This is a genomic window from Kallipyga gabonensis, assembly GCF_001286805.1.
Taxonomy (GTDB): Bacteria; Bacillota; Clostridia; order Tissierellales; family Peptoniphilaceae; genus Kallipyga; species Kallipyga gabonensis.
On sequence record NZ_CXYV01000002.1, the window covers coordinates 308660 to 321811 of the forward strand.

At 51.2% G+C, this 13152-nt stretch carries 13 protein-coding genes; all 13 read left to right on the forward strand.

Annotated features, from left to right (window positions below):
- The first annotated feature begins 214 nt into the window (after positions 1–214).
- The 13 genes from hutI (at position 215) to ftcD (ending at position 13152) form a co-directional block, all read left to right on the forward strand.
- Entirely contained in the window at positions 215–1495 is a 1281-nt protein-coding gene (gene hutI / locus BN2373_RS02860; protein ID WP_053942667.1) for an imidazolonepropionase, read from the forward strand.
- A gap of 15 nt (positions 1496–1510) precedes the next feature.
- Complete coding sequence (glmL, locus tag BN2373_RS02865) at positions 1511–2893, forward strand: methylaspartate mutase accessory protein GlmL (RefSeq protein WP_238379617.1); 1383 nt, start codon at positions 1511–1513, stop codon at positions 2891–2893.
- A 152-nt stretch (positions 2894–3045) separates the two neighbouring features.
- Positions 3046–3366, forward strand: a complete 321-nt coding sequence (locus BN2373_RS02870) for a hypothetical protein (protein ID WP_053942669.1) — start codon at positions 3046–3048, stop codon at positions 3364–3366.
- Between the two features lie 68 nt (positions 3367–3434).
- Positions 3435–5999 (forward strand): ABC transporter permease subunit, encoded by a 2565-nt coding sequence (locus tag BN2373_RS02875; RefSeq protein WP_053942670.1) that lies wholly within the window; start codon positions 3435–3437, stop codon positions 5997–5999.
- Between the two features lie 17 nt (positions 6000–6016).
- Positions 6017–6706 (forward strand): ABC transporter ATP-binding protein, encoded by a 690-nt coding sequence (locus BN2373_RS02880; protein WP_053942671.1) that lies wholly within the window; start codon positions 6017–6019, stop codon positions 6704–6706.
- Positions 6707–6726: 20 nt separating this feature from the next.
- The gene (locus BN2373_RS02885) at positions 6727–7323 is read left to right on the forward strand and encodes a hypothetical protein (protein WP_053942672.1); all 597 of its coding nucleotides are present in this window, start codon (positions 6727–6729) and stop codon (positions 7321–7323) included.
- A 251-nt stretch (positions 7324–7574) separates the two neighbouring features.
- The gene (locus BN2373_RS02890) at positions 7575–8624 is read left to right on the forward strand and encodes an ABC transporter permease (protein WP_154826118.1); all 1050 of its coding nucleotides are present in this window, start codon (positions 7575–7577) and stop codon (positions 8622–8624) included.
- Entirely contained in the window at positions 8551–9198 is a 648-nt protein-coding gene (locus BN2373_RS02895; protein ID WP_154826119.1) for a hypothetical protein, read from the forward strand. The genes BN2373_RS02890 and BN2373_RS02895 overlap by 74 nt, the downstream gene beginning before the upstream one ends.
- Positions 9156–9695, forward strand: coding sequence for a hypothetical protein (locus tag BN2373_RS02900; RefSeq protein WP_154826120.1), 540 nt, complete (start codon positions 9156–9158; stop codon positions 9693–9695). The genes BN2373_RS02895 and BN2373_RS02900 overlap by 43 nt, the downstream gene beginning before the upstream one ends.
- 17 nt (positions 9696–9712) lie before the next feature.
- Positions 9713–10402, forward strand: a complete 690-nt coding sequence (locus tag BN2373_RS02905; RefSeq protein ID WP_053942676.1) for an ABC transporter ATP-binding protein — start codon at positions 9713–9715, stop codon at positions 10400–10402.
- A gap of 211 nt (positions 10403–10613) precedes the next feature.
- Positions 10614–11447 (forward strand): hypothetical protein, encoded by an 834-nt coding sequence (locus BN2373_RS02910; RefSeq protein WP_053942677.1) that lies wholly within the window; start codon positions 10614–10616, stop codon positions 11445–11447.
- 24 nt (positions 11448–11471) lie between these two features.
- Positions 11472–12080 carry a hypothetical protein gene (locus tag BN2373_RS02915; protein ID WP_154826121.1) on the forward strand — a complete coding sequence of 203 codons (609 nt, stop codon included), beginning with the start codon at positions 11472–11474 and terminating at the stop codon, positions 12078–12080.
- A gap of 178 nt (positions 12081–12258) precedes the next feature.
- On the forward strand, positions 12259–13152 hold the full coding sequence (ftcD, locus tag BN2373_RS02920; protein ID WP_053942679.1) for a glutamate formimidoyltransferase: 894 nt from the start codon (positions 12259–12261) through the stop codon (positions 13150–13152).

Genomic DNA, 13152 nt, shown 5'->3' on the forward strand with positions numbered 1-13152 from the left:
AAAACCGACAAAAAGGCAGAATCTTTTCCTTAACAAGTTAAGAATAGTCGGCTTCCGTCTTTTTATGGTCAATTTGGAAAGGGTTTTTTTGACTGTAATTGGATCGTGAGGGAATATAATAGGTAGACGATAAAAATCTTCTCTCAAGCGGAGGTCGACCCTTTCGCTTCTTTTGAACCCCTGCCGGCCCATGAGCCGGCACAAAGGAGGATCCATGTACGCTGACCGCATTCTCACCCACTTCAACCAAGTATTTGCCCCCCATGATCCCGGCCACCCCCTTCGTGGTCAGGAGATGAACCAAGCTGACATCCTAGACGATGCCTATATTGCCTTCAAGGACGGGAAGATCCTGGCCACCGGTTGCGGACAAGTCCCCGCCGACCTGGTTGGTCCGGAAACCGAGGTCCTGGACCGGTCCGGCCACATCGCCCTCCCCGGCCTGATCGACTGCCACACCCACCTGGTCTACGGCGGCTCCCGGGAACATGAATTCTCCAAAAAGCTCAACGGGATGTCCTACCTGGAAATCCTGGAGGAAGGCGGGGGGATCCTGTCCACCCTGAAGGCCACCCGGGAATCCTCCTTCGACCAGCTCTATGACAAGACCCGGGACCTGGTGGAAACCATGATGATCCACGGGGTGACCACCATCGAGGCCAAGTCGGGCTATGGCCTGAATTGGGAGACGGAAAAGCGGCAGATGGAGGTGGTCAGGAAGCTCAATGAGACCCTGCCCGCCGACCTGGTCTCCACCTTCATGGCCGCCCATGTCATCCCCCCTGAATATAAGGGAAGGGAAGATGAACTCATCGATAATATCATCGCCATGCTCCCCGATGTCAAGGCGGAGAAGCTGGCGGAGTTCGTGGACGTCTTCTGCGAGAAGGGGGTCTACACAGCCGCCCAGTCCAAACGCCTCCTCCTGGCTGCCAAGGACCTGGGCTTCGCCACCCGGATCCATGCAGATGAGATCGAGTCCATCGGCGGGTCCGCCGTCGCTGCTGAGGTGGGGGCCACCTCCGCCGAACACCTCATGATGGTGACAGATGAGGACATCCATAAGATGGCGGAGGCCGGCGTCATCGGCAACCTCCTCCCCGGAACCACCTTCTCCCTGATCCAGGACACCTACGCCCCGGCCCGGAAGATGCTGGATGCCGGCATGGCCATCACCGTGACCACCGACTGCAACCCCGGCTCCTGCCCCATGGCCAACCTCCAATTCGCCATGCAGCTGGGCTGCCTCTACCTCCGGATGACCCCGGTGGAAGTCTATAATGCCGTCACCATCAACGCCGCCTACTCGGTCCGCCGGGCAGAGACGGTCGGCTCCCTCCACACCGGCAAGAAGGCCGACCTTACCGTCATGAAGGTCCCCAACCTGGACTTCGCCCTCTACCACTTCGGGACCAACCACGTTTCCGAAGTCTATAAAGAAGGAAAGCTCGTGGTTAAGGACCGGCAGATGGTCGATCCTGCCGCCGCTCGCTAAACCATGAACTACCTTTTGATTGACATCGGGTCCACCTTCACCAAGGGGACCCTGGTGGATGGCCGGGTCGGCCGGATCCTGGCCCGGGCCCAGTCCACCACAACCGTGGACCGGTCCGTGACTCTAGGGGTGGACCGGGTCCTGGAGGGCTTGGAAGAGGCCTCCGGGACTAAGCCCTCATGGAACAAGGCCCTCCTCTGCTCCTCCGCCGCCGGCGGGCTCAAGATGGTGGCCATCGGCCTGGGTCGGAAGCTGACCGCCGAAGCCGCCACCCGGGCTGCTCTGGGGGCCGGAGCCAGGATCCTCAAAACCTACGCCCTCCGCTTGGATGAGGCAGACATCGCGGAGATGGACCGGCTGTCCCCCGACATCCTCCTCCTTGCCGGAGGAACCGACCAGGGCAACCGACTGACCATCCTGGACCATGCCCAAAAGCTGACCGGACTGACCCGGCGGCCTCCGGTCGTCGTGGCCGGCAACCGGGCCGTCCGTGACCAGGTGGTGGACATCTTGGAAGGGACCGGCTTCGAGGTCTTTCCCACAGAAAACCTCATGCCCCAGGTCAATGTCTTGAACGCTGACCCCGCCCGCCGAGTCATCCGGTCCATCTTCATGAGCCGGATCACCCGGTCCAAGGGCCTGGATGTCCTGGAAGACCGCCTGGGCAAGGTCATCATGCCCACCCCGGATGCTGTTCTCCAGGCGGCCCGCCTCCTTTCTCTGGGAACCGGGAGCCAGGCCGGCCTGGGCGACCTCCTCCTGGTTGACATCGGGGGCGCCACCACGGACATCCACTCCGTGGGCTTGGGCCATCCCCGGGAGCCCCGCCTCCGGATTGGGGACAAGACCTATGAGCTCCGGGAGGAAGGTCTCCAGGAACCCCTGGACAAGCGGACGGTCGAAGGCGACCTGGGCATGCGGTATTCGGCCCAAAGCCTCCTGGAGAACGTCGGCCACGAGGCCCTGGAAGCCCTCTATCCCGCCGACTACGCCTCCGCCTGCCAAAGGCGGACTGCCAACACCCGGCTCATCCCGGATAGCCCCGAGGAGGTGGCCATCGACCAGGCCATGGCCCGGGCGGCCTACCTCAAGGCCCTGAGCCGGCATGTGGGAACCCTCCGCCGGGAGTTCACCGGCCGGTCCATCTATTACCTGAGCGGCAAGGACCTGACCCACTTCTCCACCATCATCGGGACCGGCGGGGTCCTGGTCCACTCCCCCCAACCCGACCGGGTCCTGGGCATGGACCCCGACCCCGAACAACGTCCCCTCCTCTACCCTGCCTCCCCCCGGGTCTACATCGACCGGACCTACTCCCTCTACGCCATGGGTCTCCTGGCCCAAGAGGACTCCGACCTGGCCCTCCGGCTGATGAAGGAGGATTTGGGGGTAAGGTGAGGCTTTGCTGTTGATGGAAAGGATGGTGATGGTGCAGACCTTTAGAGTAACCTCAAATATTATTAACAAATATACATTGACATCTTGGTGACATCGTAATAAAATGACAATTAGATAAACGTTTTCTTTTATGTGCTTGAAAGGAGCAAGCTATGAAAAAACGGTATTGGATTATTTCTGTTTTTGTTGTCCTCTTCCTTGCCTGTGTGTTTATTCCACCAGCACAAGCGAAACCTGTACATGAGGAAGATGTGAAACCCTGCATCGTTGTCGATCCTTGGATGTCTGTTTCTGAAGATAGAAATTATTTAAGAAATCAAAGAATTGATGAAACAATTTTTGTTCATCGGTCGGGGAATTATGGATTCACCTATGAGGGATATATTCCAAAAGTAAAAGTCGTTCCAACCTCCAGCAATAGAGTTACTGTCACCTATCATGGTCTGATTCCTCTATCTCCCGGACAGATATAATTCAGGAAATCAAGAATCACTGCGAGGCTTCCCATCATGGAAGCCTCTTTCACTATTAAGGAGAAATCATGTTTACTTTCGAAATTAAGAAGCATTTTCGGCAAAAAAAGCCCTGGATCATTCTCCTTTTTTCCCTCCTCCTCTGTATTTATGCCTATCTTCTCCAACCCAACTACCTTACAGGGCTTGTTGAACATCGCTTTGAGGCCGATGAGTCCTCTATTTATAGTTATTTTCCTGATTCCAGCAATAAGAAAATTCAAGACATCATCACAGAATATAATGAAAAGAAAGCAATTGATTCCATCCAATCGAACACTCCCTATGTGAATATCGACAAGCTGGAAAAATTGTCGCCCAATTCTCCCGAATATCGAGAAGGTCGGCGGAAAAATTTGAAGTATGACCTTCATTCTGCAGAATTTAACCAGGAATTTATCCGGACCCACTCCGACATCTTCCGGGAATTTGCATCCGATCATTTCGGCGAGCAAAGGCAAAACTTAAAGTGGCAAGTGTTCAAGAATCAGGAACTCCTCCGCCTCGATGAAGATGACCCCTACACCAACGTTCATCCCCTAGGCGAGAATATGGTCGAAGCCTTTATCCACCGCTCTCCGGTCTTGTTGGGTCTTCCCGTCTTTCTCTTTTTTGTCCTTCTCTACGCCAATTTCTATGCCGAGGAAAGAGAAAACCAGACCATTCATTTTCTCTACACCCAGCCTCTGGCAAAGGCCAGGGTCATCCTGGCAAAGGCCCTGGTCATTCTCTTCGACCTGGCCCTCTACCTCCTTTTTCTGGGGTTTTTCTCCTTCCTCATCCTCTCCTTCCTGGGTCTGCCCCCGGCAGGTGGACAGGCCCTCTACCGGATCATGGACCCGGCCAGCTTATCTGATCTTTCTTCTCCTCCCCTTTTCTATTACGGCTGGGAGGTCCTCCTTCTTTCCTTGCTCAGTTTTCTCTCCATCGCCCTGTTTTGGTCCATGCTCTCCCTTTTCTTCTCCACCCGTTTTCACAGCCAAAAGGCTTTGGCTCTTTCCCTGACCTTATTTGCCGGGCTCTTTGTCTTGACCCAACACCTTCCGCTTTTCCAAAACAGTGCCAACCCCCTCTTTGCCGGAAATGTCGTCCTGCGTTTACTGGGGGAGGAATGGGTGTGGACATCCCCCGGAGGAATGGTTCAGGTAGAACTCTTTCCTCCTTCCTCTCCCCTCTTTTCTTTGGTTTTCATCGGCTATTCCCTCCTGCTTTTTGCCCTCTCCTGCCTGCCCAAGGTGGAGGTTGTTGAGGGAAGGAAGGCGGGGCGGAAACGGTCCATGTCTCTTATAAAGATGGAGACCCTGAAGATTGTCGATAGCCAGGGATTCCGAACTTTTTTCATCGGCAGCCTTGTGGTCTTGGTCATTTTATTTATTCCCCGCTTAAAGCTGGCTCGTGACGTTCGCCAAAACCAATTGGGGGACGAGGGCTTTCTTCGTGTGTACCAAGAGGAGGCTGAGGACGCAAAAAAAGAGCTGGACTACATACAAGATCCGGACACCATGAACCACCTCTATGGCAATGAAAAAGAGGGCTATATCCCGGTCAAGGATTGGACCGAGGAAATAAAAACCTATTACCAAACCCTCTTAGAAAGCTATGAGACCACCTACCGGGAGCAGGAAGAGAAATTGAAGCTATATCAATCCCTTAGTGATAGCTATAAAAATAATGACAGTGCAGCCTATTATGACGCTCTTAGCCGGCGGGCTCAGAAAGAGGTGGATTGGTATGATCACATGTTTCGAAAGATGAACTACCCCGGCACCAGCCTTAGCTTTACCCAGGACATCTACCGTGAAGCCGGGAAAAGAGGGGCAAAACCGCTTGTTGGCGAATATGTCATCTCAATTTCCCCCTACGACCACTTCGAGAGTCCAAAAGTTCGGGATGAATATGTCCTGCGAACCTCAAAGAACGAGGCGGACGGGTTTTTCTTCCCCTATGAGTTGTTAATCAACGAGCATTCCGGCCTTCTTTGTCTGGCTTTAGTCCTCCTTATGGTTATGACCGGCTATACGACAGACCGGGAGGGGGGGCGGCAAATCGAACTCATGTACACGTCCGGTTACCGGCGAAAAACCATCCACTGGATGAAAATCCTTGCCCATGTCCTGATCTCCGTTTTTGTCATCACCGTCTTCTTCGGTTTTCAGATCCTTCTGGGCGGGGTCTGTGAAGGCTTTGGAAGTTATAACTATCCCGTAGCCTTCTATGAAAATGGGGGCTACCGCTTTATTAGCGTTGCCGGTTTTGTAGGGCGAACTATGGTCACCCTCTTTTTGGTCAGTTTCTTCATCTCTGCCCTGGCCACCTTCCTCTCCCTCTTTATCCGGAAAAAAAACAACCTCATCTTCGCCACCACGGCTCTCCTATTGGCCGGTTATGTCCTGTGCCGCTTCCTTCCAGCAAGCCTTCGGGCCCTGACCCCCTTCCCCTACCTGGAAGTTTCCCTGGTGGCTGACAATAGTCTTTCTGTCCTGCGGGATCTCCCCCTGGCCAGTCCTCCTCTGGTGATGGTCGTTTTTTTAGTTTGGGGGTTGGTCTTTGGCTTGGTTGGACACGTATTTGTTCAACACAAAGATAATGAATGAAAAGATCGGAGTTAATCATGGCCATTTTACAAATTAAGGATCTAAAGAAGTCCTATGGAAAACAAGAGGTCCTCAAAGGCATTACCATGACCCTGGATCAACCCGGCATCTATGCCTTGGTTGGACCCAACGGAGCCGGAAAATCCACCCTCTTTAATTGTATCTCCAACATTATCTCTCCAAGCCCAGGAACCATCGAAGTCGTCGGGTTAAAGAATACAGACCTCAAGATCTTCTATTCCTGCTCCTTTCTCAAAGACAACCGTGTCCTTTACGACTACCTGACCGGCTACGACCACCTCTTTTTTATTCAAAAGGCCCAAAAACTGGATCCGGATCGGGTGAAAGAAGTAGTAGATGCTCTGGATATTGAAAGCTATATGAATAAAAAGGTCGGCGACTATTCCCTGGGTATGAAACAGCACCTCCTCTTAGCCCTGGCTATGCTCAATAAGCCCAAACTCATGATCCTGGATGAGCCCCTTAACGGTCTGGATCCGGCAGCCATTGTCAAAGTCCGCCGCCTCCTCAAAGACCTGGTTGAAGCGGGAACCACCATCCTCATCTCCAGCCACACCCTGAGTGAAGTGGATAAGATGACCCAGGACATCCTCTGGCTAAAGGACGGAAAAATTATCGAAGAGATCATCGATGGAAGCGGGTCTGAATCCCGGTACATGGAGATGTTCCCCGAGGCCATGGCCTAAGAAAAAAAGGAGTAATTGCTATGAAAGACAAAAATAGACGTCGTACTCTTGTAGGCATCCTGATCCTCATCGCCATTGTCGCCTACTTTCACTTTTTCCGGCAGGCCCCGATCCAGAGCCAGGATGTGACCACTGCCGCCCAGTTCCTCCAGTATTTCAATCAAAAAGGCGGGAAAAATATCAACTGGTCGGACTTTGACCACTTACCCCATGAGACCACCAAGCCTGTCGAAGGCGACCCGAATGGCTGGAGCGTTGAATACCGGCTAAAGGATGGAAATGGCATTTATTTGGATGGGCCATCCATGGATCAGGCGCCGGATACGGTGAAACTCAGCCTTGTGAAGACCCCCGATCTGCCTGATAAAAATGAGACCAAAATCCAGGCAAAGGAGATACAAACCAAGGAGGATGTCCTCCGCTATGTGAGCCAGGTGGGGGTGGACAAGGTGACTTGGGCAGACTTCGACCACTTACCTCATGAGGAGATTGGGTCCGGATTGTATATTCTTTACTACTCCTTGAAGGATGGGACCGGTGTCATCCTGGGTGGATTTGGCCCGGAGGATCCTCCACAATATATTGATTTACACCTGAGCCCGGTGGAAAACCAATAAAAGTAGCAAAGTGCCCCCAGCCTTTCGGCTTCGGGGGCTTTTTTTTACAAAAATTGCGGTCCACGTCCCTTTTAGACGGTGGGTAGATTGCCCCCTGCTAGAGTGAGGATGAATGAGAATGAGAAATGGGCCCAGGGCCCAAACCATAGCGTATAAGGAGGAACCGTGAAGCGTGTCATGTGCATCCCGACATCTTGCGGGAATTTGCTACAGATCATTTCGGCGAGCAAAGGCAAAACTTAAAGTGGCAAGTGTTCAAGAATCAGGAACTCCTCCGCCTCGATGAAGATGACCCCTACACCAACGTTCATCCCCTAGGCGAGAATATGGTCGAAGCCTTTATCCATCGCTCACCGGTCTTGCTGGGTCTTCCCGTCTTTCTCTTTTTTGTCCTTCTCTACGCCAATTTCTATGCCGAGGAAAGAGAGAACGAGACGATTCATTTTCTCTACACCCAGCCTCTGGCAAAGGCTAAGGTCATCCTGGCAAAAGCCCTGGTTATTGTCTTCGACCTGGTCCTCTACCTCCTTTTTCTGGGCCTTTTTTCCTTCCTCATCCTCTCCTTCCTTGGTCTGCCCCTAGCAGGTGGACAAGCCCTCTACCGGATCATGGACCCGGGCAACTTATCCGATCTTTCCTCCTCTCCCCTTTTTTACTACGGCTGGGAGGTCCTCGTTCTTTCCCTGGTCAGTTTTCTCTCCATTGCCCTGTTTTGGTCCATGCTCTCCCTTTTCTTCTCCACCCGTTTTCACAGCCAAAAGGCCCTGGCTCTTTCCCTGACCTTATTTGCCGGACTCTTTGTCTTGACCCAAAATCTTCCGCTTTTCCAAAACAGTGCCAACCCCCTCTTTGCCGGAAAGGTCGTCCTGCGTTTGTTGGGGGAGGAATGGATGTGGACCTCCCCCGGGGGAATGGTTCACCTGGAGCTCTTTCCTCCCTCCTCTCCCCTCTTTTCTTTGGTCTTCATCGGCTACTCCCTCCTGCTTTTTGCCCTCTCCTGCCTGCCCAAGGTAGAAGTTGTTGAGGGAAGGAAGACCGGGCGGAAACGGTCTATGTCCCTTTTGAAGATGGAGACCCTGAAGATTGTCGATAGCCAGGGATTCCGAACCTTTTTCATCGGAAGCCTTGTGGTCTTGGTCATTGCATTCATTCCCCGCTTAAAGCTAGCTCGTGATGTTCGCCAAAACCAATTGGGAGACGAGGGCTTTCTTCGTATATATCGGGAGGATGCTGAGGACGCAAAAAAAGGAGCTGGACTACATACAAGACCCGGACACCATGAACCACCTCTATGGCAATGAAAAAGAGGGCTATATTCCGGTCAAAGATTGGACGGAGGAAATAAAAACTTATTACCAAGACCTCTTGGAAAGCTATGAGACCATCTACCGAGAGCATGCGGAGAAATTGAAGCTATATCAATCCCTTAGTGATAGCTATAAAAATAATGATAGTGCAGCCTATTATGACGCTCTTAGCCGGCAGGCCCAGAAAGAGGTGGATTGGTATCGTCACATGTTTCGAAAGATGAACTACCCCGGCACCAGCCTTGCCTTTACCCAGGACATCTACCGTGAAGCCGGGAAAAGAGGGGCAAAACCTCTTGTTGGCGAATATGTCATCTCAATTTCCCCCTACGACCACTTCGAGAGTCCAAAAGTTCGGGATGAATATGTCCTTCAAACCTCAAAGAACGAGGCGGATGGATTTTTCTTCCCCTATGAGTTGTTAATCAGCGAGCATTCCGGCCTTCTTTGTCTGACTTTACTCCTCCTTATGGTCATGACCGGTTATACGACAGACCGGGAGGGGGGGGGCGGCAAATCGAACTCATGTACACGTCCGGTTACCGGCGAAAAACCATCCACTGGATGAAAATCCTTGCCCATGTCCTGATCTCCGTTTTTGTCATCACCGTCTTCTTCGGTTTTCAGATCCTTCTGGGCGGGGTCTGTGAAGGCTTTGGAAGTTATAACTATCCCGTAGCCTTCTATGAAAATGGGGGCTACCGCTTTATTAGCGTTGCCGGTTTTGTAGGGCGAACTATGGTCACCCTCTTTTTGGTCAGTTTCTTCATCTCTGCCCTGGCCACCTTCCTCTCCCTCTTTATCCGGAAAAAAAACAACCTCATCTTCGCCACCACGGCTCTCCTATTGGCCGGTTATGTCCTGTGCCGCTTCCTTCCAGCAAGCCTTCGGGCCCTGACCCCCTTCCCCTACCTGGAAGTTTCCCTGGTGGCTGACAATAGTCTTTCTGTCCTGCGGGATCTCCCCCTGGCCAGTCCTCCCCTGGTGATGGTCGTCCTTTTGGTTTGGGGGTTGGTCTTTGGCCTGGTTGGACACGTATTGGTTCAACATAAAGATAATGAATGAAAAGATCGGAGTTAATCATGGCCATTTTACAAATTAAGGATCTAAAGAAGTCCTATGGAAAACATGAGGTCCTCAAAGGCATTACCCTGACCCTGGATCAACCCGGCATCTATGCCTTGGTTGGACCCAACGGAGCCGGGAAGTCCACCCTCTTTAATTGCATCTCCAACATTATCTCCCCAAGCTCAGGAACGATTGAGGTGGTCGGGTTAAAGAACACGGACCCCAAGATCTTCTATTCCTGCTCCTTTCTCAAGGACAACCGTGTCCTCTACGACTACCTGACCGGCTACGACCACCTCTTTTTTATTCAAAAGGCTCAAAAACTGGATCCGGATCGGGTGAAAGAAGTAGTAGATGCTCTGGATATTGAAAGCTATATGAATAAAAAGGTCGGCGACTATTCCCTGGGTATGAAACAGCACCTCCTCTTAGCCCTGGCTATGCTCAATAAGCCCAAACTCATGATCCTGGATGAGCCCCTTAACGGTCTGGATCCGGCAGCCATTGTCAAAGTCCGCCGCCTCCTCAAAGACCTGGTTGAAGCGGGAACCACCATCCTCATCTCCAGCCACACCCTGAGTGAAGTGGATAAGATGACCCAGGACATCCTCTGGCTAAAGGACGGAAAAATTATTGAAGAGATCATCGATGGAAGCGGGTCTGAATCCCGGTATATGGAAATGTTCCCCGAAGCCATGGCCTAAGAAAAAGGTAAAATAATAATGATACTAATAATATTGTGGTATAATATTTAATAAAGAAAACGTTTTTTACTTTCTTCTTAAGTGGCTTTTATCTTTGGAAAGGAGGAATTAATCTATTTCATCAGCATTTAATCGCCAAGACCTACTTGATTAATTATCAGAAGGATAACCTATTCCAATTATCAAAGCAAAATCTGAAAGAAGGACTATTATGAAAAAAATAATACATATCGTTTTCACCTTCGTTTTAACTATGATATTAGTATTTATCGGTCCTAACGTATTAGCCAAGGATAATCAGATTACGCATAATGATATTCCTCTTATTCTAAACTCTAACCAGATCAGTGCTGAAACTAAAGATTGGCTTCGTTGGTTTGATTCATTATCCGCTGAGGAGCAAAAATACATTAACTATAGACCACTTGAGTTAAATGGCTATTCTTATGAAAAAAATAGTACAAACCTTGATTCACTTTACCCCAGCTTATTTTTGCCCGATGAAACAGATAACTTAATTAACTCCCCTTTCCGTGTATTCGGCGTTAATCCACAAGATCCGGGAAATAAAATATTACCCCTCTCAGGTTATGAATTGAAATATAATCCTGGATACTGGAATAAATACAATAATCGGGCAAATTGCTACACTTACGCTCTAAACTATATATCAGGCCAAAATCTTGCCACTCAACAACCAGGATACGCTTCTGGAAAAAAATATACATCATTAACTGGAAATGCAATAATAGAAGCCGCAAAACGTGATGTCCCCTATTTATCAAGTGTAAATGGGATTCGTCCTGCTTCAGAGAATCAGAAACCAGGAAAAAATGAATATAAGGTTGCGTTAGTAATTGGGAAACATGATTATCATTGGTATCGTCAGGACTCTGATGGATATTGGAGCCATAAAAGAGGATCTACTGCCATAACAAGAGTTGATGCGTCTGGCAAAACAATTATCAACCCTAGGAAAGCAAATCAAAATTATGGATCAGACAATTACGATAATTTCTACGGATTTTACTTAATTAAACGATAATAGACCCTTCTCTCCTTATGAACAATGAAAGCTGTGATTACCATGAACAACAAGAATAGACGTCGTACTCTTGTGGGTATCCTGATCCTCATTGCCGTTGTCGCCTACTTTCACTTTTTCCGGCAGGACCCCATCAAGGGTCAGGATGTGACCACGGCCGCCCAATTCCTCCAATATTATGATCATAAGAGCGGAAAAAATATCAATTGGTCGAACTTTGACCACCTTCCCCATGAAAAGGAAAACGCCGAGGGCTATAATAATCATCCCTTGATCACCTACCAGTTAAAAGACGGTTGTACACTGCATTTCAGTGGAGATTCCATGGACCAGCCTCCCCGGGATATTTCCCTCAACCTGGAAAAGGCCTCCATCCAGCCACAGGAAAAGGAGGGAAAAATCGAGCCCAAGTCCATCCAAACCAAGGAGGATGTCATTCGCTATCTAGGCCAGGTCGGCGGGGACCATGTCACCTGGTCGGACTTTGACCACCTTCCCCATGAGAAGGGAGGATCCGGACTTTATGTGGTCGTCTACACGCTCAAGGACGGCAGCAGGCTCGCTCTCAGTGGAACCGGCGAGGACCAAGCCCCTTGGTTTATCAATTTGTCCTTGACGTCGGATAAGAAGTAAACCCGTCGATAAACGGACCAAAATGCCCTCGGCCTTCCGGTTTCGGGGGCATTTTTTTGCAAAAAATGGCTGACCAACCCGCTTTTAGACGGTGGGTAGATTGCCCCCTGCTAGAGTGAGGATGAATGAGAATGAGAAATGGGCCCAGGGCCCAAACTATACCTTATAAGGAGGAACCATGAAGCGTGTCATGTGCATCCCGAACTATTCCGAGGGTCGGGATCTGGAAAAAGTGGACAAGATTGTCGAGTGCTTCCGGGCCAAGGAAAATGTCAAACTGGTGGACTACCAGCCCGACAAGGACCACAACCGGACGGTCGTCGAGGTCATCGGGGACCCGGATGCGGTCATCGACTGCGTGATCGAATCGGTCAAGGTGGCCCAGGAGGTCATCGACATGACCAAGCATGAGGGGGGCCATCCCCGGATGGGTGCGGTCGACGTCGTTCCCTTTATCCCCATCACCGAAACCACCACCGAAGAATGCGTGGACTACGCCAACAAGGTGGGCAAGGCTATCGGCGACCTGGGCATCCCGGTCTACCTCTATGAGGATGCAGCGACATCCAAGTCCCGCAAGAACCTGGCCAAGGTCCGGAAGGGACAATATGAGGGCTTCTTTGAAAAGATCAAGGAAGACGGCTGGGAGCCGGACTATGGCCCCCATGAGATGAATGCCAAATCCGGCTGCACCGCTGTAGGTGCCCGCTTCCACCTGGTCGCCTTTAACGTCAACCTCAATACGGATAAGTTCGAGATTGCCGATGCTATCGCCCGCAAGGTTCGCCACATCGGCGGCGGCTTGGCCAAGGTCAAGGGAATCGGCCTCTCCTTGGAAGATAAGGGGATGGTCCAGGTCTCCATGAACCTGGTTGACTACCGGAAGTCCGCCATCTACCAGGCCCTGGAGATGATCAAGTATGAAGCCAAGCGCTATGGCGTGACCGTGGGCGAAACCGAACTCATCGGCATGGTCCCCCTCCAGGCCCTGGTCGACACCGCTTCCTACTACCTCCAATGCCATGACCTCCGTGCCGACCAGGTCATCGAAACCCTCCTGATCGAAGAATAG